Genomic DNA, 24706 nt, shown 5'->3' with positions numbered 1-24706 from the left:
CCTCACTTCAATATGTATTTTATTATGTAAAAGGAGCGGGATAGCGCCCTTATAAAATTTCAAAGTTCTCGCTATCCCGCTTCCAAAATCACGTGTCATTATTTATTTTTATACAAATTGTGCAGTTAAATTGTCGAAGTCTTGTTCTGAGATATGAATGTCTCTTTTAGCTAATGCACCTTCATCTAATTCTTCGATTTGAGATTCATATGAAGGTGTTTCAGTATCTTGATAGACGATACCTTTTACTAAAGATTCATAATCTAACACAGTTTTCATAGCTAATTGTTTATCCGTAGAATCGTAACCTTCAATATCATCTAAACTTACTAAATGTTCTTTAAACCAATCATACGTATTTACTTTATTATATGTTACGCAAGGTGAGAATACATTTACAAATGAGAAACCGTCATGGTTAATAGCATCTTCAATTAGTTTTGTTAGTCCTTTGATATCACTAGAAAAACCTTGTGCAACAAATGTCGCACCTGATGATAATGCAAGTTCTAAAGGAGCCACGTTTTTTTCAATATTACCTTTTGGCGTTGATTTAGTTACAAATCCAACCGCAGAAGATGGAGAAGTTTGTCCTTTTGTTAAACCGTAAATTTGATTATCCATAACGATATAAGTCATGTTCATGTTACGACGTAATGCATGAACAGTATGACCCATACCGATAGCGTACCCATCTCCGTCACCGCCAGATGCAATCACTGTTAAATCTTTGTTGGCCATTTTCACACCTTGAGCTAATGGTAATGCACGACCGTGAATACCATGAACACCGTATGAATTAATATAGCCAGATAGTCTTCCTGAACAACCTATACCTGTAATGATTGCAACTTCTTCTGGTTCTAATCCAACATTCGCTGCTGCTTTTTGAATCGCTGCTTGAACAGAGAAATCTCCACAACCAGGACACCAGTTTGGCTTCACATTATTACGAAAGTCTTTAAATGTAGCCAATTAAACCAACTCCTTAATTTCTTTTACTACTTCTAACCCTTTTTCTTCTATTTCATGTGGTAAGAAAGGCGTACCATCATATTTAGTTTGATTAATTAATTTGTCTTGTATATTAGTATTCATTTTAAGAATATTTGATAATTGTCCTTGGTAGTTATGTTCTACTACTACTACTTTTGAAGCTTTATTTACTGCTTCTTGAATAATATCTTTTGGTAATGGGTGTAATTGACGAATTTGCATAGTGTTCACTTTTACACCTTGTGCATCTAATCTTGCAGTACCTTCTTGAATGGCACCTTTACTTGAGATAAATCCGATAAACAAGATATCCGCTTCTTCATGTTGCTCGTTAAGTTCAACAGGCTTTTCAATTAATAAGTTAGCTGTTTTACGCATACGTTTTTCCATTTGTTGACGTCTGTTTTCTGCAGCTTCACTTGTTTTACCTTCTTCGTTATGTTCTACACCAGTCACATGATGAATACCGCCTTTAACACCTGGAATTGGTCTAGGTGATACACCATTTCCAGTTAAAGCGTAACGTCTAAAGTATTGTTTATCGTCTTCTTCTCGTTCGATGTCAGATTGTAGTAATTCGCCACGACTGATATTGATTTTACTATAATCTAAACGTTTGACTGTTTGTTTACCTAATGAAAGTTGTAAATCGCTTAATACAATGACTGGACATTGATACTCTTCAGCTAAATTAAAAGCCTCCATAGTTAGATAAAATGCATCTTCTGCATCAGTAGGCGCTACCACAATTTTAGGAATATCGCCATGTGTACCATAAATCATTTGCATTAAGTCAGACTGTTCTTGTTTAGTAGGTAATCCTGTAGATGGACCTCCACGTTGCGTATTAATAATTACTAGAGGTGTTTCTGTCATACCAGAAAGTCCGATAGCTTCCATCATTAGTGATAAACCTGGACCTGCACTAGCTGTAAATGCTCTGACGCCTGCATAGTTCGCACCAATTGCCATATTAGCTGCCGCAATTTCATCTTCAGTTTGAACTACTGTACCACCGACTTTAGGAACATTAGCAATCATATACTCCATAATTTCTGAAGCTGGAGTAATTGGGTATGCTGCCATAAATCTTGAACCAGCTGAGATAGCACCTAATCCAATAGCATCGTTACCAATCATGTATAAATGTGGCTCTTCGTTATTAGCTTCTAGTTCAAAATCACCTTCTACAGTGTTCAACTGTTCTTTCATCAATTGGTAACCTTGGTTTAATGCTTCTATATTCATTTCAACAACTTTTTCGCCTTTTTTGGAGAACATATTAGTGATGAGTTCTTCAAATGTAGTTGTATTTAAATCCATAATTGCACATGTAGCTCCGACTGCTACCATGTTTTTCATTAATGCTGTACCTAGCTCTTTTGCAGTGCTAGTAAACGGTAATTCTATTAACTGAGCTCGACAATCTTCTGGTTTATTAGGTTTTGCTTTAGCATCGGCAATAATAATACTGTCTTCACGCATTTCATGATGATTAAGTTCTATTGTTTCTTGGTCAAATGCGACTAAAATATCTAAATCATCACTAATTGCATGAACTGGTGAAGTAGATACTCTAATTTTATTGTTCGTATGTCCGCCTTTTATACGGCTAGAAAAGTGTCTATAGCCGTATAAATAATAGCCTTTACGGTTCATTGCTGTCGCAAAAATTTCACCCGTTGACTCGATACCTTCACCTTGTTGGCCGCCCACTTTCCACGATATTTGTGATTTCATACCATATGCCTCCTATGGAAATAATTCATATTAAATAATAACAAAAATAACCACCGTCTTACTATGTCAACAGTGGCATTTAATTAAATTCATACTAATGGACTATGATGTACATAGCCTTTTCAATATATTTATATTAAAAGTTATTTATTAAATGGATGATCATTATTAATTAAAATTCTTTCGATATGCTTTGTCTTTCCTTCTTTATCTAAATCAATAATAACACCTGATAGCACACTTCTACCATCATTTGGTATTACATGACGTTGAGGCAAGCTTGTAATAAATCTTTCAATAACCTCATCACGATTAATACCTAGTATTCCATCATAGTATCCTGTCATACCAACATCAGTTATATACCCAGTACCATTTGGCAAGACGCGTTCATCTGACGTCTGGATATGGGTATGTGTTCCTACCATGACACTAGCTCTTCCATCTAAATACCAACCCATAGCATTTTTTTCTGATGTCGTTTCCGCATGAAAGTCTACAAAGATATAATCCGTTTCTTTTTGAGCTTCTTCAATCAATTGGTCAGCTTTTTTAAATGGATCATCAATATCTTGCATAAATGAACGACCTTGTAAATTGATAATAGCTAATTTGATATCATTAATTTGAATAAAGCGCATGCCTACCCCAGGCGCTTCACTTGGAAAATTAGCAGGACGCACCATTCTTTTAGCATCATCGATAAATTCATAGATTTCACGTTGGCCATAAGTATGATTACCCATCGTCATAAAGTCGACGCCATCTCTTAATAATTGTTTATAAATCTTTTCAGTTAATCCTTTACCATGAGCTGCATTTTCAGCATTTACTATGCTTACTGTTGGCTTATAGGCCTGTTTTATTTTAGGTAAATATTCAGCAATGGCTTCCCTGCCAATCTTGCCCACAATATCACCGATAAATAGTATTCTCATTTAATGTTCATCCTCTCATAAAATCAGTTTAATTCATAAGTCACTAGAATAAAAGAGATGATTTATACTCTTTTGAAAATTCTATTTCACTTTACTTTAGCATGTTTACAACATATGTTAAGATAAATCTATCAAATTAATAGGAGTTGTAAAAATCTAATGTCAATTAATATTGAACCAGAAAAATTTGCAGAATTAGTAGTAAAATCTAATCCTTCTAAGTCAGAAGACGCAGAAGATATTGCTAAAGAAAGCTTAGAATTATATATCAATGCTTATCGTTTAGCAGAAAGATATTCAAATATTGCTACAAGTTGTTATGATACGGCAGAAATTATTTCTGAATTAAGAAAAACTGATTTACAACTCAAATAATTTAACAACGTTTAAAGAGGTTGGAACTATTAATGTTCTAGTCTCTTTTTTTATTTCATTTTCACTTCAATATAGTCATTTATTCAATTAAATAGGACTTAGTGGTTTTCACAATTATAAGCTACTAACAAATTAAAGAGCCTGGACACTTAGTTAAATGTCCAGGCTTAAAATTATTTCGCATACTCTACTGCTCTTGTCTCTCTAACAACTGTCACTTTAATGTGACCAGGATATTGTAATTCTTCTTCGATTTGGTTCTTAATGTCTCTCGCCATTCTGTAAGATTTCAAGTCGTCAATTTCCTCTGGAGAAACAATGACTCTAATTTCTCTTCCCGCTTGAATAGCAAATGCTTTTTCAACACCCTCATAACTTTCAGAAAGTGTTTCAAGTTTTTCTAATCTGCGTATATAATTCTCAAGCGTTTCTTTACGAGCACCAGGTCTAGCTGCAGATAATGCATCTGCTGCAGCTACCAATATAGAAATAATAGATGTAGGTTCAACGTCGCCATGATGTGAATGAATAGCATTAATAACAGTGTCATTTTCAGCATATTTTTTAGCTAATTCGACACCAATTTCCACATGACTTCCTTCTACTTCATGGTCGATAGCCTTACCAACATCGTGAAGTAATCCAGCACGTTTAGCTAAACTTACATCTTCACCTAATTCAGCTGCTAACATTCCAGATAAATGTGCAACTTCAATAGAATGTTTAAGGACGTTTTGACCATAGCTAGTTCGATAATTAAGACGACCTAAGACTTTAACTAAGTCCGGATGCATGTTGTGAACATTAATTTCAAATGTCGCTTGTTCACCAGCATCTCTAATAATATCGTCAACTTCTTTTCTAGCTTTATCTACCATTTCTTCGATACGACCAGGGTGAATACGACCATCAGACACTAAATTAACCAAAGCAGTTCTTGCGATTTCACGTCTGATTGGATCAAAACCAGATAAAATAACCGCTTCTGGTGTATCATCAATGATTAAGTCGATACCTGTTAATGTTTCTAAAGTACGAATATTTCTACCTTCTCTACCAATAATTCGACCTTTCATCTCATCATTTGGTAAGTTGACTACTGATACAGTTGATTCTGTTGTATGATCAGCAGCTAATCTTTGAACTGTGGTAGCTAATAATTCTTTTGCTGTTTTATCAACTTTCTCTTTTGCCTCTTTTTCTTTCTCTTTAACAAGTACTGCAATATCTTGTGACAGTTCTTCTTCAACCCTCTGAAGTTGTTCATTGACAGCTTCTTCTTGAGTGAGACCGGAGATGCGTTCTAATTCTTGTTCATGCTTCATTATTAATGATTGAACACTACTCTCTTTTGCATCTACTTGTTGTTGTCTTTCTTCAAGTTTAGATTCTTTTTGTTCTAAAATCTCATCTTTTTTATCTAAAAGATCAGATTTTCGATCTAAGTTTTCCTCTTTTTGAAGAAGTCGGGCTTCTTGTCTTTGAAGCTCGCCACGTCTTTCGCGTAGCTCTGATTCAGCTTGTTCTCTTATTGTTTGGTTTTCTTCTTTTGCCTCTAATAATTTTTCTTTTTTGATATTTTCAGCTTCTTTTTGACCTTGCTTAATAATATCATCAGCAGTTTGTCTAGCTTGTAGTTGCTTTTGATGTAATATATTTCGGGCTACAATATACCCTACAACAACCCCTAGAATAATCCCCAGCAAAATGAGTAGGAGGTTTAATAAATTCACATAAACACCTCCTTTTTCTAGGTATTTGCTTTGTATATCAAAATCTATTTGATTTTATAAATTGTATAATAATTATACATATCAATTGTACGTTTATTATCTCGGTAGTGTCAAGATATGAAATTCCACTGCAAATTCGAATTACATACATTATGAAAGCTAGATTTCAATATAAAATAAAGTGGATGAAATAATACATACTTCATCCACTTCAATATATTAAAATAGCAAGTCCTTCATCAAAATCTACTAAAAGTGAAGGTTATAAACATAAAACTCTAATTAATAGGCTATTAAGCTCTTTAAAAGTTATTTATCATCAAATAAAGTTTCAGCTGGTTCTTCTTCTTTTTCTTTCTCTTCAATGTCACCGTCAAAGATACCGAGTTTTTCACGTAATTTACGATCAATTTCATCTTTGATTTGAGGATTTTCTTTTAGGTATGTTTTAACATTTTCTTTACCTTGACCCATTCGTTCACCATTATATGAGTACCAAGCACCAGATTTATCTACTATTTCATGTTCAACACCTAAATCAATTAATTCGCCTTCTTTAGAAATACCTTGGCCATACATAATGTCAACTTCGGCTACTCTAAATGGTGGGGCAACTTTATTTTTAACGACTTTAATTTTAGTTCTATTACCCACAATATCTTGTCCTTGTTTTAATTGTTCAGCACGACGAACTTCTAAACGAACAGAACTGTAGAATTTTAACGCTCTACCCCCTGGTGTAGTTTCAGGGTTACCGAACATAACGCCAACTTTTTCACGAATTTGGTTAATAAAGACAGCAGTTGTGTTTGATTTTGAAATAGCACCTGAAAGTTTACGTAATGCTTGTGACATTAAACGGGCTTGTAAACCAACATGTGTGTCACCCATTTCACCTTCAATTTCTGCTTTAGGAGTTAATGCAGCAACTGAGTCTACTACTACGATATCAACAGCACCACTTCTTACAAATGCTTCTGCGATTTCTAAACCTTGTTCACCATGGTCAGGTTGAGATAAGTATAGATTATTAATATCTACTCCTAATGCTTCTGCGTATTCTGGGTCTAACGCATGTTCGGCATCAATAAATGCGGCTACTCCGCCATTTTTTTGTACCTCTGCAATAGCATGTAATGCTACTGTTGTTTTACCAGAACTTTCTGGTCCATATATTTCAATGATTCTTCCTTTAGGGTAGCCACCTACTCCAAGTGCGTTATCTAAAGTAACTGAACCACTTGATACACTTGATACACGGCGTCCTTTATTATCACCGAGTTTCATTACGGCACCTTTACCGAAAGATTTTTCCATATTTTTTATAACTGTATCTAAAGCTTTTTGACGATCATTATCCAAAGCGAAACCTCCTAATGAGATAGTTATCATTATTATCTTAGTTAATACTATACATTTATTTTAACCTAATTACAAGTATTTTGCGAATATTTGTTCGCTTATATAACCTTTAAATCTCTAAAATCGAACAAACGTACTAAAATTTAAACAATATATCAAATTTAAAATTTATTTTACCCAATTAAGTAATCTAATCAATGCATAATTTTGACTTCTGTTTTGTAACATATTTCTGTTTAACGGCATTTTGAATGAATCTACTTTAAATTCATTATGATTTACCATTCCTAAATACACTTGTTCTTCATCGTGTATTAAAGCTATACCCATATCTGTTTTATATAAATCTTTTACATAGTTCGCTGCCTTTTTAACCTTTTCTTCATTATTAGGCATATCACTAATAAAAATGTCAGAATCTGGTAGCTGGCCTTTAAGTAATTCATCTTCATCATGCGTTTTCAGGCGTGTATATAGCGCTCCGTTTGTCACGCCATCATAGACGCTAAATGTCTTATTTATTTCATTCATTACTGATTGTTCAATAACTATGTCATCTGAGCCATAATAATAAGTGCCAATTCTATCTAAAACCTTCTCTTTAATAGGTTGGATTAATGATTTACATTCATCAACGGAATCAGCATTGGCTGTTAATCTAATATATACTTCGTGTGCACCAGCTAAAGGCGCGATTGTTGGATTGGTTTGATTATCAATTAAATCCATTAATTCCGTTTCAACTTTAGATTCTCCAATGCCAGCAAATCTTAACTGTTCTGAAAAGATAACTTTATCATCATCCATTAAATATGGTAGTAATTCATTTTTAGCCATTGGTTGCATTTCACGAGGAGGTCCAGGTAATAAAATTATTTTCTTATCGTCTTGTTCATACAACATACCTGGAGCCATACCATTGTTATTTTTTAAAACTTTAGCACCTTCAATTACTAGAGCTTGTTGTTTATTATTAGGTGTCATTTCTTGCCCTTGTTCTTTAAAATAATTTTCAATATATTTCAAAGCATCATCATCAGTAACAAGTTGTTTACCTAATACGTTAGCCACTGTATGTTTAGTTAAATCATCTTTAGTTGGACCTAATCCACCAGTTAAAACTAATGTATCAAAACGTTTTAAGCCTTCTTTAATAACGTATTCTAATCTTTCGGGATTATCTCCAATAACAGTATGTTCAACTACACTTTTCCCTATACTATTAAATAATTTAGATAAATATTGTCCGTTAGTATTAGCGATTTGACCCAACAATAATTCTGAGCCTACTGCAATAATTGAAATATTCATGACTGTTTCTCTCCTAAAATTTTTCTTTATATATTATAAATTAAAGCTTAAAAAAACCAAGAATTGAAGAGACTGAGTCAACAATAATTTGTACTCAAAGACATCGCCCAATCTCATTTATTCTTGGTTATTTCACTAAATTAATGTTTAAAAACATTTCTACCTTTATAGAAGTATTCAATACCAGATAAAATTGTAAAGAAAACACCTATATAAAGTAATACTTGTCCTAATGGGAAACCAATCCAATTAGCAAATAAGTCACCTAGTAAAATCCAAATAATTGCAACCATAGTTACAGCCGTTTTAATTTTACCAAGTTGGCCTGCAGCACTTACAAATCCTTGTTCAATTTGTAATAAACGTAAACCAGTAACCGCAAATTCACGCGCTATAATAATAATAACTACTACTGAGTTAGTTAGATCCAATTGAACCATAACAATTAATGCGCTTGAAACAAGCAGTTTGTCAGCTAATGGATCTAAAAATTTACCCATGTTTGTAACTAATTGCCATTTTCTAGCTAAGTATCCATCTACAAAGTCGCTTAAAGATGCAACGATAAATATAATTGCAGCGATAAGTTGTTCGATGCGTATTTCATAGCCACCTAAAATCGATACACTGCCAAATCCAAAGTTTACTAGAGCAAATAAAATAAAAACTGGAATAAGAATTACCCTAAAAACTGTAATCTGATTTGGAATATTCATGTTAAAGCCTCATTTCTAAATTTATCTTTACAAATTATAATATTAACATAGCTAAGAGCCAAAGAATAAAAGTAATTACAATTATCCCGCCAATTAACACGACTAATTGTAGAGGTTCTTTATTCTTAGTACGGTATGTAGGGGCATCATCATTTTGATAACGCGTTAAAAGCGTGTCTAATTGATTTTGACTATTTGGAATTTCTTCGCCATGCACATTGATTAATTGTTCAACGTTCATATTTACAACGCTTGCGTAACGTCTAATAAACCCCTCTGCATAATCAACCTTAGCTAATTCATTGAATCGATTTTCTTCGATTTTTTTTAGCGTTGCTCGTTTGATTTGAGTTCGTTCTTCCAACTCGGCCAACGTCATTCCAAGTCTCTCTCTTCTTCCTTTTAAAGTCTCACCAATAGTTCTCACTTTTAAAAGCCTCCACAATTACTATTCGAAAAATCCAAACCCTCCGCCAAATGTATCTTCACCGAAGTTTAAATTATTTTTACTTTTAACTGTCTGTTGTTTCATTTGATCATATTCAATTTTTTGATCTTCATTTTCACGTAATTCAATAATATAATCAAAATCATCCATGCTATAGTCACCAGACTCAACAAATAAATCAGGATGTTCTACCACCTTAATTGAAGGCAATGTCATCACTTCTCTTACCAACTCTTGATGTTTGTGATTTGCTTCTCTAGCTGTGACGGCGCCGTCAATGATATAAACATGATTTGAATCGTATTCACCCTTAATAAGTGAACTACGTACCGTTTGCTTAATCAAGGTCGAACTAATAAAGAGCCAGCGTTTATGAGCACAAACGCTTCCTGCTACTATGGATTCTGTCTTGCCTACACGTGGCATGCCTCTAATTCCAATAAGTTTATGCCCTTCTTCTTTGAAAAGTTCTGCAAGGAAGTCTACTAATAAACCTAAATCTTCACGTTCAAAACGGAATGTCTTTTTATCATCAGCATCTTGTTCTATATAACGCCCATGACGTACGGCCAGTCGATCACGTAATTCAGGCACTCTTAATTTAGTAATTTCAATCTCGTTAAGTTCTTTTATGATATTTTCAAAGCGATTTACTTTTTCAAGGCTATCAGTTTTAATCAATAAACCGCGACGTCCTTGATCTACACCATTAATCGTTACAATACTTATTCCTAACATACCAAGTAAACTTGAAATATCGCCTAATAAACCTGCACGATTAACTGTTATTTCATATTCAAGATACCATTCTTTCTTTTCAGCAACAGTCATTTACATCCGCCCCTTGTTTAAATGCCAACTGTAACAACAGTATTTTAAAATAATAATCATATTATATCATTTATTTTTGAAATACTAATCATAAATTTAACAATCTAACTATAACGCTATTAAAATTTTAAAGATACCAAGCTCCGTTGACTTTTTGGACCGTGCCCGTAATACTCTTGGCTAGTGGATGCCATAAATATGCACAAGTATGAGCAACTTCATCAGGAGTAATCATTCGCTGTTGTGGAAGCTCGTTTAAAATTGCTTGTTGTTCTTCTTCATTAAATTCATTAGCCATTTTCCCAGAAACAAATCCAGGTGCTACCGCATTGACCGTTACACTCGTCATCGCTAATTCTTGACTAAGTGCTTTAACAAAGCCAATTTGGGCGCTTTTCATCGTAGAGTAGATGGTTTCCATACTCGCTCCAGTTTCACCCCAAATCGATGAAATAACGATAATGCGACCTTCTGCACTTTGTCTTAATGTGTCAATGAAATACCGACTACATCTAATCAATTGCTTTACATGTATATTATAGCTTCTATCAATATCATTATCTGACATATCTTGTAACATACCGTATAAAGCTGTCCCACTACTATAAACAAGGCAATCAAGATTTTTAATATGACCAAATGCTTCATCCAAATCTATATTTTGTGTTAAATCTAGTTGAATAAAGTGAACCGCTTCATTTTTATACTGTTCTCTCAATTTGTTTATATCTGATTGATAATATTGAATTATAACTTCAAAATCATCTTGTAAAAGGCGTTCTACAATAGCTGAACCGATACTTCCTGATCCACCTAATACCAATGCTTTCATTATTTTTTTATCTCCAAACGACTATCTACTACATTATCTAAATTTAAATATTGCTTTGTCGTTTCATTTATACTTTCTAAAGTAATATTTTCAATAATATCTAACATCTCGAAGACGCTTACACCTTCGAAATATAATTTAGCATATTGATTCGCAATGTATTCTGGTGAATTTAAACTTGAGATAAATTCGCCGATAAATTGTTTTTTCAATAAGTTAAAAGCTTCTTCGTCTTGTAAGTTACCTCTATATTTTTGAAGTTCACTTAATAAGACCTCTTTTAATTTATCAGGCTGTTGCGTTGCACTTGTAATTATTGAAAAGCTATATGTAGGCTCGAGCACAAATTGATAGCCAAACGATTCATCAATTAAATCTTCAGTTAATAACATTTGATAAAAATCAGTTTCTTCTCCAAAGACTAATTCATAAAATAGCGTCATCTCTAAATCACGTTGCACATATCGTTGTGGTGTTTCGACATATGGCTGATTCTTAAACCCTAGCATTAATCTCGGTGACTGCAATTTCATTTCTTCTGTTACAACTGGTGTTACGACTTCAAGTGGTTCATCCACTGTACCTCTTTGAATATTTGGTTGATTTGTTTTATCACGTTGCGCTTCATGAGTTTCTACAAGACTGCAAATATGTTCAGGATCAACATCTCCTACTACGAAAAGAACCATATTTGAAGGATGATAGAATGTTTCATAACATGCGTATAAATCATCTTTAGTTATATCATAGATGCTTTCTACACTTCCCGCTATATCTACTTTAATTGGATGATTGTGATACATTGCGCGTAGTGTATTAAACATAATTTTATAGCCTGGTTGTTCTTGATACATCTTAATTTCTTCGGCTATAATGCCTTTTTCTTTATCTACAGTTTCTTTTGAAAAGTAAGGCGTCTCAACCATATTTAGCAAGCGAATAATATTACTATCGACATTATCAGTTGCACTAAATAAATAGCTTGTACGATCAAAACTTGTAAAGGCATTGACTTGAGCATTATCATTGGCAAATGCTGTAAATAAGTCTTCCTCTCCATCTTTTTCAAATAATTTATGCTCTAAAAAGTGTGCTACTCCGTCAGGTACAGTAATCAATTGGTCTTCATTATGAGGCTTGAATGTACTATCAAGTGAACCAAATTGAGTGGTATAAGTGACGAAAGTTTTTTGGAACCCTTTCTTAGGAATAATGAATAGACGTAAGCCATTTGAAAGTTCATGTTCGAATACTTTCTCATCGATTAATTCATAAACGTGCGTTTTCATTCAACTTGGCCTCCTTTCGTTAATACATAAATTGTATCGAGTCGAGCTTTATTAGCCATTGTTATTACATCTTCACTAGTTACATTTCGAATTGCGTTAATATAGTCTTCATCGGCTTGCGCTTGGTCTAAAAGTAATTGGTTTTGCATCACTTCAATTATACTTTTTGGACGATCCGCAATTTCTTGTCGTTGAGAGATAATAATTTTTTTCGCTAGTTCTAACTTACTATCCTCAAATTCTCCCTGTTTAAACTTATCAAATTCTTGTAAGATAGTATCTTTCGCGACTTCATATTTATCAGATGATACCCCGCTTAATAAAAATAGATAACCATTTTTACCATCTAATTGTGAATGAATAGAATAAGCTAAGCTTTGTTTTTCACGTACTTCATTAAATAATACTGAAGATGGATCTCCACCAAACATAGTATTGAGTACCACTAAGGCATAATAATCATCGGCACCGAAACGTGTTGGGAAACGGTATCCTAAATTTAATTTAGCTTGATCTACTTCATCTTCTTCAACAATAAACTGGGGTTCAGTTTGATCTTCATCTAGTTTAGGCATATCAGTACGTTGAAGTTCAAACGGTTGAATATCAAATTTAGATTCAATTAACTGTTTAACTTCCTCTTCATCTACATTACCTACCACGTATACTGAACAATTATCATTAGTTAACATTGATTTATATGTATCATACAAGTTTTCAGGTGTAACTTGAGGTATGTTTTCAATTTGGCCTGTTGCTAAATAACGATAAGCTTCATCTTTAAACATATATTTAAGTAAGTTTAAAAATGAATATTGCGCTTTATTATCTATCATGGCTTCGATTTTTTTTGTTAATAATGATTTTTCTTGATTCACAAATGTAGCATTGAATGCATTATTGTCTACGAGTGGATTAGTAATAACTTCATGTAGTAGATTTAAGCCTTTTTCAAATAAAGGTGAAGAATCTTTGAGATAACGTTCATTGACTATTTCAAGTGAAATCGTTATAACGTGTTGATCCTTAAATTTCGAAACAAAGCTATTGATATAAGCGCCATACAATTCAGATAGTTGTTTACTCAACGCTTTATCTGTAGGCCATTGTTTTGTTCCGCGGATTAATAATTTACTTAGTAATGAGCGTGCTGTAATAGTCTCATAATTTAAAGGTGCCATAAATTTAAATGTAATCATTGTTGTTTTGAATTTCTCAGTTGGTAGTATATCGATATGTATTTGTCTATTATTTTGTGTCACGATTCTTACTCACTCCTTATTAAGTTGTTAGATTTTAGTACGGGTTAATTTAAATTTAACCAGACTACTTTTTACATAATTTAAAGAATATAAAATAGGTTTACCCGTTTCATCAAAATGTACAACCTTTAATAACATTAATCCTTCATGTGGAGAAGCATTCAAAATATCAGAAATGTGAGGTTCATAGCTAATGGCTTCTACTTCAGTTTCTGCCGAAGCAACTTTGTGACCGGTATTAAGTTCGATAGCATTAAGCATAGATCCATCACTAGTCTGGTAATCTGTACATGTTAAATTTTCTTCAGCAATCTTATCTAAACAGTACATTACTGGTTGATGATTCGCTGTACGCAATCTTTCTATAATCGTAATAGGTTGTTTATCTTTTATACCCAATCTTTTGGCATCTAAAATAGAGGCTGGTTGTTGTTCTAAACTTAAATATTCAGTCCCGGAGTGATAACCAGCTTGTTTTATCATATCGCTAATACTAAATAATTTATTTAATGGATAGAAGAAAGGGTGTAGTGTCTTTACGCTTGGCCCTTCTTCAAAGTTATCAGTTAGCACTTGTTCAGTAATAAGCTGACCAATCGCATCATAGACATCGTCTGTTTTCACATTAACTTCCCTAGCAATCGCTAAATTGCTAGGAAGTTTGTCTCCAGGTTTTAAAGAATTGTCTTTTATCTGATTAAAAATATACTCTTTTACTTTAAAAACTGAGTTTAATTCTGTCATTTTTACACCTCTTCATCTTCTAAATCTATTAAAACTTGTCTTGGTTTACTTCCCTTTTGTGGGCCAATCACTTGGTTACGTTCTAAATCATCCATCAATCTTGATGCTCTATTATAACCGATTCTAAATTGTCTTTGTAAAAGTGATGTACTTGCTTTTTGTTGTTCCACAACAAATAAGTAGACTTCTTCATATAGTGCATCTTCACTTTTCATTTCAGACTTATCAGTAGGCGCGTCAGGTTCCATTTCTTTAATATAATTTGCTTTTTGTTGCTCAACGACGTAGTTCACGATGTCTTGAACTTCTTGATCGCTTAAGAAAGCACCTTGCACACGGATTTGGGATGAATCCCCATTTCCAACATACAACATGTCACCTTTTCCTAATAGTTTTTCCGCTCCTGCAGAACCTATAATTGTTCTAGAGTCAGTTTGTGAGCTCACTGCAAAGGCAATACGTGATGGAATATTATTTTTAATAATACCTGTAATAACGTCCACTGATGGTCTTTGTGTTGCTACGATTAAATGTATACCAGCAGCACGCGCCATTTGTGTAATACGTTGAATAGCATTCTCTACTTCTTTACCCGCTACCATCATTAAATCAGCTAATTCATCCACGATAACTACAATGTAAGGTAGTTCAGCTTGTTTTTCATCAAGTTCTTCATTCTGACGACGTAAGAATTGATTATAACCTTCAATATTTCTAGTAGATGAATGTTGGAATAAATCATAACGTCGCTCCATTTCTGCGACTACCTTCTCTAAAGCTTGGGAAGCCTTATGAGGGTTTGTGACTACAGGAATCAATAAATGAGGTACGCCATTATAAACATTAAGTTCTACCATTTTAGGGTCAATTAACATAAGTTTAACTTCATGTGGCTTAGCATTTAAAAGTATACTTGTAATAATACCGTTGATACATACTGATTTACCACTACCCGTTGAACCAGCTACTAATAAATGGGGCATTTCATTTAATTGAATCGTCATCGGTTCACCAGAAATATCGCGTCCTAATCCAACTTCTAGCTTGTTTTTAGCTGGAAATTTAGTTTCTAATACTTCTTTCAATGTTACTAATGAAATTTTATCATTAGGAACTTCAATACCTACTGCCGAACGACCTGGTATAGGCGCTTCGATACGAACATCTTTAGCCGCTAAGGCAAGGGCAATATCATTATGCAAGTTAACAATCTTACTTACTTTTACCCCTTGCGCCGGTTGAATTTCATACTGCGTTACAGCAGGACCTATTTTAATTTGCGTTACTTTGGCATTAACGCCAAAGTTTTTCATTGTTGATTCTAAAATTTGCCCTTTACGTTGAACTTCAGTACGAGAAGTCGTTTGTTGCTTACTAGGTTGTTTTAGCAATGATAATGGCGGAATATGATAAGAAACATTGGCTACTTCTCCGACTTCAGAAATTGAGCCATTAGTTTGATTATCATCTATTTCGCTTATTTCTTCATCATCATTTGCAGGTTGATTATTCTCTGTAGTTGACTCGGCTGAAGCCAGATGTTCTTCTTTATCCTCAATTCCAAAGCGACGTTTTTTACGTTTATTCGTTTTAGGTTGAGTTTGCGTCTCTTTTTCAGCTTCATCGTGGCCATATATAGGAATAGAGTCATCTTTCGTTTCGATTTCTGGAAAGTCACTTACATCTTTAACTTCATTTTCACGTGCTTCAAGACGTTCTGCCTCTTCACGTTCTTTTAGAAGTTGTCGTTCGCGTTCTTTTTCTTCTTTCTCTCGACGTCGTTCTTCTTTTTTCACTTTGTTTTGTGCTCTTTTTTCTTTAAAAGTGGTCGATGCACTTTGACTAGAATTTTTCATTTTATCTAGTGATATTTTAGCCACATCTCTATGACGTAATTTCAATAATAAAATCACACTTGAAATTAATAAAAGTAACGTGATGATAATAACACCAGCAATTGAAATAAGTGGCACAAATAATTTTAAGGCATAAAAACCGATTACACCCCCACCAAAATTTGGAAAATGGGTATGGTCATACGATTTATAAACATATGATAAAACAGGTACTCTTTCTGCTACTACACCCTTATTAAAATGATAAATAATCTGAGTAGCAATTAATAAAACTACTTGTAATAAAATTAAACCAATGGTACGTCTAGATTTAGGAAATTTTCGTTGCATGGCTATATAAATAGTTATTAAACTAACTAAAATATATGTTAGGTACCGGCTATTACCAAATAAATAATTGAAAAAGCTATCAATCATGCGGCCAACAATACCTAATTGAAACATACCTAATATAGATATCACTACAACTACTACGGCTATTATGTATCTTAGTGAACTATCATTTTTTTGAGTTCTTTTCTTTTTAGAATTTCTAGCCGTCGTCCCTTTTTTTCTAGTAGTTGTTTTTTTCTTAGTTTGTGGCAAAATTGTACACCTTCTTTTATTTCTTACGTTATGTATGTCATGCTTTAGCTTATTTTATAATACCTTAAAATCTCTTTTTTTAACTAATTTAAAAAGTAGGAAAGAGGTTGAGACAATATCATACACATTTAGACTGTAGAGTCCTTAATAAAGTGAATGAGACATTAATATTTTGTCCCAACCTCAATTGTGATGTTGTCCCGACCTCTTTTTATTGTTTATATCTTATATCTCAGAAATGACTGGTATAATCATTGGACAACGTTTAGTGCTTTCAAATAAAAGTTTACTAATTTGGTCGCGCATATTTTGCTTAATTTCTGACCATTCAATACGTTTCTCTTGAAGACCCGCTTCAACGATTTCTCGTACTTTTTCTTCAGCTTCGTTCATTAACTCTTCACTTTCACGCACATACACAAAGCCACGTGACTGGATCTCTGGTCCGGCAGCAATACGTCTATTTTTAGGATCTAGCGTAACCACTGCAATAAAGATACCGTCTTCTGCTAATAGATGACGATCTCTTAATACGATGTTACCTACATCTCCAACACCAATACCATCAATTAATACATTACCTGAATGTACTTTTTCATTTAATACCATATCTTTACCGTCATAGTGAATCACATCGCCTTTTTCGACAAGGAAGATTTTTTCAGGAGCTACTCCAGCTTCATTTGCTAATTTAGCATGTGCAATTTGCATTTTAAATTCACCTTGTACAGGGATAAAGTATTCAGGTTTCATAATATTAATCATCATTTTTAACTCTTCCATGCAACCATGACTTGATGCATGAATTTTTTTATTATTAGGAATTACATAAGCACCAGCACGTACTAATTCATTTAATGTATTGGCAATAATAACTTCCATATTTGCTGAAGCAGTGATGGCTAGATATACAGAATCGCCTTCTTCAATGTTCATGATTTTATGTTTGTTTTGTGCCATTTGCCCCAATGCTTCAATAGGCTCGCCTTCCATACCTGTAGCAATGATGACAACTTCATTTTTAGGATAATTTTCAACTTCATTAATTGGAATTAATAAGTCTTTAGGAATATCAAAATATCCCATCTTACGTGCGATATTAAATGAACTTTCTAGTGAACGTCCTAAGAATGAAACTTTACGATTTAATTTGCTCGCCGTATTTAAAACTTGTTGAATTCTGATAAAGTTTGAAGCGTAGCAAGATACAATTAAGCGTCCTTTAACTTTTGCAAATGCATCATAAATATGTGATTCAATAACATTTTCTGGTGTATTGTATCCAGGTTTCTCAGCTTCAGTAGAATCACTAATTAAAGCAAATACACCTTCTTCTCCAATTTCAGCCATGCGTTTCATATCTGGTGCATAATGACCTTGTAAACTTTGATCAAATTTAAATTCTCCAGTATACACAATTGCACCATACGATGTATGAATACAAATTCCTAAACTTCCTGGGATACTATGTGTAGTATTGAAAAATGTAATATTTACATTCTTAAATCTCATTACTGATTCGTTATTTACAGTGTAATAACGAACTTTTTTCTTCACATTACGTGCTTTCATGTTTTCTTTAACAAGCGCTAATGTCAATTTCGAACCATAAACAGGTGCATCAATTTGTTCTAAAATATAACTTACTGCACCAATAGCATGTTCGTGACCATGACTTAAAAAGATACCTTTTAATTTTTCTTTATTCTCAATGACATATTGGATATCAGGAATAACGATATCTACACCTAACATTTCGTCTTCTGGAAACATTAATCCAGCATCCAACATAAACATTTCATCGTCTACTTCAACGATATACATATTTTTAGCGATTTCGCCTACGCCACCTAGCGGGATAATGCGAATATCGTCATTTTTTTTCTTTACTAAACTCAAAATGTTACCTCCTATATAAAAATCCCCGTCCATATAAACTCATAATTTATTATAGTTTAATTTATGTTGGATGTACACTATTAAAGTATTTCCTCATATGCCTTAAATAATATTACTAGTAGCCTATATCATTAGTTTTATTAATTACTTCATATTTAAAAATCGAGTGTGCTACACTGCCATATTCAATTTGATTTAATGAATAAAATCATTCTTCAAATTTTGTCGAACCACGATAGTCTTTGCCGAGAATCTTACTTTTAGTATATCGTTTACCGATTTCCTAGAGTATGAATTATTATTATCTTAGTCTCGTTTCAGTCAATTACTGTCAAAAATAGCGAGGCTAAGCCATTTATATCTATGACTTAGCCTCGCTCTATTCTTCTACTATAGTCGACCGACACATATTTGTGTTAAACCATCTCTAGCCAACTTTTCCAAAAAGAAACATCTAAAGATTTCAAATCACATTAGATGTCCTTTCACTAGAAAACTTTAATTATTCAGCAAAGGCTTTGTGAGAAGCATTCACGCGACCTTGTTTATCTATTTCAGTAATTTTAACTTCAATAGTATCTCCAATATTTAATACGTCTTCTACTTTATTGATACGTTCTTTTGAAATTTGAGAAATGTGTAATAAAGCATCCTTGCCGGCAAATAATTCTACGAAAGCACCGTATTTTTCAATACGTTTTACTTTTGCATTATAAACTTGGCCAACTTCAGCTTCACGTGTAATTTCTTCAATAATTTCACGTGCACGATTAATCATGTCTTGATCAACTGCACCGATAAAGATAGTACCATCTTGTTCAATATCTAACTTCACGCCTGTTTCATCAATGATTTCATTGATTTTCTTACCACCAGGTCCAATAACGTCTCTGATTTTTTCTGGTTTAATAGTCATAATTTCAACTTTAGGCGCATATGCACTTAATTCTTTACGTGGTTGATCAATTGTTTGTAACATATGGTCCATAATAGCTAAACGTCCTTGACGTGCTTGTTCAAGTGCTTCCTCGATGACTTCACGAGTTAAGCCGTCAATTTTGATATCCATTTGGATGGCTGTAATACCTTCTTTAGTACCGGCAACTTTGAAGTCCATATCTCCAAGAGCATCTTCCATACCTTGAATGTCTGTTAAAATTGTGTAACTATCTTCACGAGTAACAAGACCCATTGCGATACCAGCAACTGGAGCTTTAATTGGCACACCAGCATCCATAAGCGCTAAAGTAGAACCACAAATTGAAGCTTGAGATGAAGAACCATTAGATTCTAATACTTCACTTACAATTCGGATAGTGTATGGGAATTCCGTTGTATCTGGAATAATATATCTTAATGCTCTTTCACCTAAGGCACCATGTCCAATTTCACGACGTCCTGGCGCTCTTACTGGGCCTGTTTCACCAACTGAGAAGTTCGGGAAATTATAATGATGCATAAAACGTTTTTCAACTTCAGGTCCTAAACCATCAATTAATTGATAGTCGCCTAATGCACCTAATGTTAAGACTGATAACGCTTGTGTTTGACCACGCGTAAATAATCCTGAACCGTGAGCACGAGGTAATAATCCAACCTCTGAATCAAGCGGACGGATTTCATCCGGTTTACGTCCATCTGGTCTGATTTTTTCATCAGCAATTAAACGACGTACTTCTTCTTTAACTAAATCATTTAAAATTGCATAGACTTCATCGATTAATAAGTCATTTTCAGGGTCTGCTTCATCTACAAACTCTGTCGCAATTTCTGCTTTTAGAGCGTCTAAGTTTTCATCACGCTTTTGTTTATCAAAAGTAAGTACTGTTTCTTTTAGCCCTTTTTCTTCAGTAAGTGCTTTAACTCTATTTACTAGCTCTTCATCACGTTCAACTGGTACGAATTCTTTTTTCGTTGGTTGAATATGTTCTACCACTTCTTCTTGGAAAGCTACTAAGCGTTTGATTTCTTCATGACCAAAGAAAATAGCTTCTAACATTTCTTGTTCTGTTATTTCGCTAGCTCCCGCTTCTACCATGTTTACTGCGTCTTTATGACCAGCGACTTCTAAATCTAAGCGAGATACTTCTTTCTCTTCAACCGTTGGATTGATGACATATTTACCATCAATAAAGCCTACATTCACGCCAGCAATTGGGCCTTGGAATGGGATGTCTGAAACACTTAATGCCATTGAAGAACCAATCATAGCTGCCATTTCTGGTGAACAATCTGGATCAGCACTTAATACCGTATTCATAATTTGGACATCATGACGGTAGCCTTTAGGGAATAATGGTCTAATAGGTCTATCAATTAAACGAGCTGTTAAAGTAGCTTCATCTGCTGGGCGACCTTCTCTTTTTTTGAAACCGCCTGGAATTTTACCAGCCGCATACATTTTTTCTTCATAGTTTACTGTTAATGGGAAAAAGTCACCATCTCGTGGTTCTTTTGAAGCCACAGCAGTTGATAATACTACTGTATCTCCATAACGTACTAAAACTGCACCATTAGCTTGTTTCGCTAATTGACCTGTCTCAATCGCTAACGATCTTCCAGCCCACTCAGTTTTGAAAACTTTCTTTTCTTGAGACATTATGAATCTCCTCTCTGAATTCTAATAACTACATCATATCATTTATTTTTAAAATTTTATATTAGTGAATTATCTAAAACTATAAAAAAAGGAAAGTACCAAACCAACTGGTGCTTTCCTTTAATATATTAATATTAACGACGGATACCTAATGATTTAATTAATTCACGGTAACGTTGAATATCTTTACCACGTAAGTAGTTTAATAAGTGTCTACGACGACCAACCATTTTTAATAATCCACGACGAGAATGGTGGTCTTTTTTGTGTTCACGTAAGTGTTCGTTTAATGCAGCGATTTCTGCAGTTAAAACAGCGATTTGTACTTCTGGTGAACCAGTGTCTGTTTCGTGTACACGATATTCTTTAATAATTTCATTTTTACGTTCTTGAGTAATTGCCATAATTAATTTCCTCCTAAATTTTATATACACCTAAATCTGAGCAAGGCGTCGGAGTCTCAACCCGCCAAGATAAAGGATTAATATTATGAATTCTATATTTTTAGAACTCAACTTTAAATATTATACGATACATCGTCTCCAAAATCAACAGATAGTAGATACTTTGCTTTTTCTTTATCCTCATTCATCTGTTCAACTAACGGATCAATTCCATCAAATTTAACTTCTGGTCTTAAATAATGATGCCAATAAACGTTAACACGTTCCCCATATATATTATCTTCGAAATCAAAAATATTAACTTCTATAACAACTTCAGCTTTTGATGGATCATGAAATGTAGGTTTAACCCCAACATTAGCTACGCCTCGGTAGATTTTATTTTCAGCGCCAATAGCAATACTCACGGCATAAACGCCTTTCTTAGGTAGTACGTAGTCGTCACTAGGTTGTACGTTCGCTGTTGGGAAGCCAATTGTACGACCGCGTTTTTCTCCTTGTACTACGGTACCTTTAATGCGATATAAGTAGCCTAATTGGTCGTTCGCCTTTTTCAAATCTCCTTCTTGTAGCGCATCTCTAATAGCAGTAGTTGAGATTTTTTCTGACTCCATCTCTTGTCTACCAACAATTGTCGTGTTGAACTCATCTATTTCATTTAACACTGACATATTACCTTTTCCGAATTTACCAAAAGTAAAATCAAATCCAGCAATGACTTCTTTAATATGATTCTTAATAATATAATCTTGAATAAATTCTTCAGCAGTCACACTCGCAAAACGAGAGGAAAAATTAATAACAATACAATAGTCAATATTATGTTGTTCAATCATTTCAAGTTTATCAGAAAGTGGTGTTAAATAATCAGTACGTTTACGCTCTGGATTCAACACAACAGAAGGGTGAGGGTCAAAAGTTGTAACTGCTTTTTTTAAATTCTTTTCTTTAGCACGCTCATCCAATGCTTCAAATACTTTCTTATGACCACGATGCATACCATCAAAAAAACCAAATGCCATAGCAACATCTTCTTGAATTAATTCGTCTTGTTGAATGGGATGGGTTACTTCTATCACTTTCATAACTCTAAGCTCCTTTAATTAAATACTTTTTTAGGTTTAATTTCATATGCTTTTTCAGGATGTTGAACATAGATTGCCATTGCTTTATCGGTTGTAGAATCTATAAAGACTAATTGCTCTTCTACAGAATGATCAAAATAATTTTTATTAAACTTTTGACCATTTAGAATTTTTTGTTTCGTTGTTTCATCTGAAATGTAGACTTTTGGCAAACTTTTCAATCCATATTCTATAGGAAATAAATGTGAATGTAATGTGGCTTGCTCATGTAAGTCTGAAATTTGTTCTAATGACAAGCTATCATCGATATCAAAACCACCTGATTGAGTACGAGTGAGTAATGACATATGTGCTGGGTAGCCAAGACTTTTACCGATATCTGTTGCTAATGTTCTAATATATGTCCCTTTTCCACATGTAACTTGAATCTCAAATGTACATGTACCATTGTCGAAAGATAACTCAGATGTGCGTTGAATGTGATTGATTGTAACTTTACGTGTTGGTCTTTCAACAGTTTCGCCTTTTCGAGCATATTCATATAATTTCTTGCCATTTACTTTAACAGATGAGTACATAGGTGGCGTTTGATCTATTACACCGTGAAATTTTTCCAACATCTCGTCTACAGCTTCTTCATTAACTTCGTTGTTCGAAATGACAACTTTGTCAATAACTTCTCCGGTTTGATCTTCAGTAGTTGTACTTTCTCCAAGTCTAACTGTAGCTTGATATGTTTTACCCATATCCATCACATAGTCACTCACTCTAGTAGCCGAGCCCAAGCATATTGGTAACACACCTGCAACTTCTGGATCTAATGTACCAGTGTGTCCAATCTTTTTCATTTTTAAAATCTTTCTTAATTTAAATACCACGTCATGACTTGTTAGTCCTCGTTCTTTATATACGGGTAAAATGCCGTTATACATTAATTCACACCCTTGCTATCACTATATTTATGTATTAATTCAAGGATACAACTATCGCCCTTAAATTTTAATTATTAAAAGGTCAAGATAATTAACGCTTGCGTCAATCAATACAATAGGATTTGTTAAAAGATAAATATTCAACGTACTGTTTTTAAAACATGGACCATTTATTCCAACAATATCATCAATTTATTCTTTTATTTTATCCTACTTGAATGATAAGCGTGTTATCTTGACCTCGTTATTCTACTATTTATCTTGTTTGTGTAAGTCTTGAATCATTCTTTCGATTTTATTACCGTACTCAATTGATTCATCGTATTCAAAGAACAATTCTGGCACAATACGTAATCTCATTCTTGAGCCTAATTCAGATTTAATAAATCCTTTAGCTTTATCTAACGCTTTAAACGTATCATTAACTTCTTTCTCGCTACCAAGTACTGTTAAAAATACTTTAGCTTGCGATAAGTCATTAGTAAGTTCTACATCCGTAATGGTAATAAAACCAATTCTTGGATCTTTCACTTTATTATTAACGATATCCATAATTTCTTTCTTCATTTGTTCTCCAACACGTTCTGCTCTCATGTTACTCATGGATATTTCACCTCTTAAAAATTTTTGCTTTATTATTTTACCCTAAAATACTGATTGATAAATATACTTATATAACGATAATTATCCACAGGTTTGGGTTCTAATTTTCATAACTAAATACTAATTATGATTATGAAATAAATACTATTTATAAATTTAGGCAAAG

The 24706-nt window shown here is 33.5% G+C and carries 21 protein-coding genes; 1 reads left to right on the top strand and 20 read right to left on the bottom strand.

All coding sequences use genetic code 11. From position 1 onward, the window contains the following. Positions 1–108 precede the first annotated feature (108 nt). The 3 genes from HS848_RS03965 to HS848_RS03955 all read right to left on the bottom strand — a co-directional run bounded on the left by HS848_RS03965 (position 109) and on the right by HS848_RS03955 (position 3674). Positions 109–975 (bottom strand): 2-oxoacid:ferredoxin oxidoreductase subunit beta, encoded by an 867-nt coding sequence (locus HS848_RS03965; protein ID WP_107508412.1) that lies wholly within the window; start codon positions 973–975, stop codon positions 109–111. Beyond that, on the bottom strand, positions 976–2736 hold the full coding sequence (locus HS848_RS03960) for a 2-oxoacid:acceptor oxidoreductase subunit alpha (RefSeq protein ID WP_198611334.1): 1761 nt from the start codon (positions 2734–2736) through the stop codon (positions 976–978). It lies immediately after the preceding gene. Positions 2737–2879: 143 nt separating this feature from the next. Then, complete coding sequence (locus HS848_RS03955; protein WP_198611333.1) at positions 2880–3674, bottom strand: TIGR00282 family metallophosphoesterase; 795 nt, start codon at positions 3672–3674, stop codon at positions 2880–2882. A gap of 159 nt (positions 3675–3833) precedes the next feature. On the opposite strand from HS848_RS03955, the gene HS848_RS03950 reads away from it, so the two are divergent. Further along, positions 3834–4049 carry a hypothetical protein gene (locus tag HS848_RS03950; protein ID WP_103166293.1) on the top strand — a complete coding sequence of 72 codons (216 nt, stop codon included), beginning with the start codon at positions 3834–3836 and terminating at the stop codon, positions 4047–4049. Between the two features lie 173 nt (positions 4050–4222). Here the strand turns inward: HS848_RS03950 and rny are convergent, their stop codons facing one another. The 17 genes from rny to rbfA form a co-directional block, all read right to left on the bottom strand. Continuing rightward, positions 4223–5782 carry a ribonuclease Y gene (gene rny, locus HS848_RS03945; protein WP_107508681.1) on the bottom strand — a complete coding sequence of 520 codons (1560 nt, stop codon included), beginning with the start codon at positions 5780–5782 and terminating at the stop codon, positions 4223–4225. A 309-nt stretch (positions 5783–6091) separates the two neighbouring features. Then, the gene (gene recA, locus HS848_RS03940) at positions 6092–7144 is read right to left on the bottom strand and encodes a recombinase RecA (protein ID WP_107508680.1); all 1053 of its coding nucleotides are present in this window, start codon (positions 7142–7144) and stop codon (positions 6092–6094) included. A gap of 168 nt (positions 7145–7312) precedes the next feature. After that, positions 7313–8455, bottom strand: coding sequence for a CinA family nicotinamide mononucleotide deamidase-related protein (locus HS848_RS03935; protein ID WP_198611332.1), 1143 nt, complete (start codon positions 8453–8455; stop codon positions 7313–7315). A gap of 140 nt (positions 8456–8595) precedes the next feature. Continuing rightward, the gene (gene pgsA / locus HS848_RS03930) at positions 8596–9171 is read right to left on the bottom strand and encodes a CDP-diacylglycerol--glycerol-3-phosphate 3-phosphatidyltransferase (RefSeq protein WP_198611331.1); all 576 of its coding nucleotides are present in this window, start codon (positions 9169–9171) and stop codon (positions 8596–8598) included. A 34-nt stretch (positions 9172–9205) separates the two neighbouring features. Beyond that, complete coding sequence (locus tag HS848_RS03925; protein WP_198611330.1) at positions 9206–9598, bottom strand: helix-turn-helix domain-containing protein; 393 nt, start codon at positions 9596–9598, stop codon at positions 9206–9208. Positions 9599–9619: 21 nt separating this feature from the next. Further along, positions 9620–10450: a YmfK family protein gene (locus HS848_RS03920; protein ID WP_107507595.1), complete on the bottom strand. Its 831-nt coding sequence runs from the start codon at positions 10448–10450 to the stop codon at positions 9620–9622. A gap of 127 nt (positions 10451–10577) precedes the next feature. Next, positions 10578–11282 carry an elongation factor P 5-aminopentanone reductase gene (ymfI, locus tag HS848_RS03915; protein WP_198611329.1) on the bottom strand — a complete coding sequence of 235 codons (705 nt, stop codon included), beginning with the start codon at positions 11280–11282 and terminating at the stop codon, positions 10578–10580. Continuing rightward, positions 11282–12571 carry an EF-P 5-aminopentanol modification-associated protein YfmH gene (gene yfmH, locus HS848_RS03910; RefSeq protein ID WP_198611328.1) on the bottom strand — a complete coding sequence of 430 codons (1290 nt, stop codon included), beginning with the start codon at positions 12569–12571 and terminating at the stop codon, positions 11282–11284. Before yfmH ends, ymfI begins: the two co-directional genes overlap by 1 nt. Then, the gene (yfmF, locus tag HS848_RS03905; protein WP_198611686.1) at positions 12568–13836 is read right to left on the bottom strand and encodes an EF-P 5-aminopentanol modification-associated protein YfmF; all 1269 of its coding nucleotides are present in this window, start codon (positions 13834–13836) and stop codon (positions 12568–12570) included. The genes yfmH and yfmF overlap by 4 nt, the downstream gene beginning before the upstream one ends. 24 nt (positions 13837–13860) lie before the next feature. Next, positions 13861–14577: a GntR family transcriptional regulator gene (locus tag HS848_RS03900; RefSeq protein ID WP_198611327.1), complete on the bottom strand. Its 717-nt coding sequence runs from the start codon at positions 14575–14577 to the stop codon at positions 13861–13863. Positions 14578–14579: 2 nt separating this feature from the next. Then, entirely contained in the window at positions 14580–17018 is a 2439-nt protein-coding gene (locus tag HS848_RS03895) for a DNA translocase FtsK (protein WP_198611326.1), read from the bottom strand. Between the two features lie 225 nt (positions 17019–17243). Next, positions 17244–18917 (bottom strand): ribonuclease J2, encoded by a 1674-nt coding sequence (gene rnjB / locus HS848_RS03890; RefSeq protein WP_198611325.1) that lies wholly within the window; start codon positions 18915–18917, stop codon positions 17244–17246. Positions 18918–19419: 502 nt separating this feature from the next. After that, on the bottom strand, positions 19420–21516 hold the full coding sequence (gene pnp / locus HS848_RS03885; RefSeq protein ID WP_198611324.1) for a polyribonucleotide nucleotidyltransferase: 2097 nt from the start codon (positions 21514–21516) through the stop codon (positions 19420–19422). A gap of 134 nt (positions 21517–21650) precedes the next feature. Then, entirely contained in the window at positions 21651–21920 is a 270-nt protein-coding gene (gene rpsO, locus HS848_RS03880; protein WP_011275926.1) for a 30S ribosomal protein S15, read from the bottom strand. A 113-nt stretch (positions 21921–22033) separates the two neighbouring features. Continuing rightward, positions 22034–23005 (bottom strand): bifunctional riboflavin kinase/FAD synthetase, encoded by a 972-nt coding sequence (locus HS848_RS03875; RefSeq protein WP_198611323.1) that lies wholly within the window; start codon positions 23003–23005, stop codon positions 22034–22036. A gap of 14 nt (positions 23006–23019) precedes the next feature. Further along, positions 23020–23937, bottom strand: coding sequence for a tRNA pseudouridine(55) synthase TruB (gene truB / locus HS848_RS03870; RefSeq protein ID WP_198611322.1), 918 nt, complete (start codon positions 23935–23937; stop codon positions 23020–23022). Positions 23938–24189: 252 nt separating this feature from the next. Further along, complete coding sequence (rbfA, locus tag HS848_RS03865; RefSeq protein ID WP_103166278.1) at positions 24190–24540, bottom strand: 30S ribosome-binding factor RbfA; 351 nt, start codon at positions 24538–24540, stop codon at positions 24190–24192. Between the last annotated feature and the right edge of the window lie 166 nt (positions 24541–24706).

This window comes from Staphylococcus caledonicus (genome assembly GCF_016238465.1).
GTDB classification, from domain to species: Bacteria; Bacillota; Bacilli; order Staphylococcales; family Staphylococcaceae; genus Staphylococcus; species Staphylococcus caledonicus.
This window is presented reverse-complemented; position numbering and strand designations above follow the sequence as displayed.

Coding starts and splice junctions, on each gene's coding strand:
- HS848_RS03955 (WP_198611333.1), bottom strand. CDS start 3,674: ATGAGAATACTATTTATCGGTGATATTGTGGGCAAGATTGGCAGGGAA.
- HS848_RS03920 (WP_107507595.1), bottom strand. CDS start 10,450: ATGACTGTTGCTGAAAAGAAAGAATGGTATCTTGAATATGAAATAACA.
- pnp (WP_198611324.1), bottom strand. CDS start 21,516: ATGTCTCAAGAAAAGAAAGTTTTCAAAACTGAGTGGGCTGGAAGATCG.
- truB (WP_198611322.1), bottom strand. CDS start 23,937: ATGTATAACGGCATTTTACCCGTATATAAAGAACGAGGACTAACAAGT.
- HS848_RS03875 (WP_198611323.1), bottom strand. CDS start 23,005: ATGAAAGTGATAGAAGTAACCCATCCCATTCAACAAGACGAATTAATT.
- HS848_RS03935 (WP_198611332.1), bottom strand. CDS start 8,455: ATGAATATTTCAATTATTGCAGTAGGCTCAGAATTATTGTTGGGTCAA.
- rpsO (WP_011275926.1), bottom strand. CDS start 21,920: ATGGCAATTACTCAAGAACGTAAAAATGAAATTATTAAAGAATATCGT.
- rbfA (WP_103166278.1), bottom strand. CDS start 24,540: ATGAGTAACATGAGAGCAGAACGTGTTGGAGAACAAATGAAGAAAGAA.
- HS848_RS03950 (WP_103166293.1), top strand. CDS start 3,834: ATGTCAATTAATATTGAACCAGAAAAATTTGCAGAATTAGTAGTAAAA.
- yfmH (WP_198611328.1), bottom strand. CDS start 12,571: ATGAAAACGCACGTTTATGAATTAATCGATGAGAAAGTATTCGAACAT.
- pgsA (WP_198611331.1), bottom strand. CDS start 9,171: ATGAATATTCCAAATCAGATTACAGTTTTTAGGGTAATTCTTATTCCA.
- HS848_RS03960 (WP_198611334.1), bottom strand. CDS start 2,736: ATGAAATCACAAATATCGTGGAAAGTGGGCGGCCAACAAGGTGAAGGT.
- HS848_RS03900 (WP_198611327.1), bottom strand. CDS start 14,577: ATGACAGAATTAAACTCAGTTTTTAAAGTAAAAGAGTATATTTTTAAT.
- ymfI (WP_198611329.1), bottom strand. CDS start 11,282: ATGAAAGCATTGGTATTAGGTGGATCAGGAAGTATCGGTTCAGCTATT.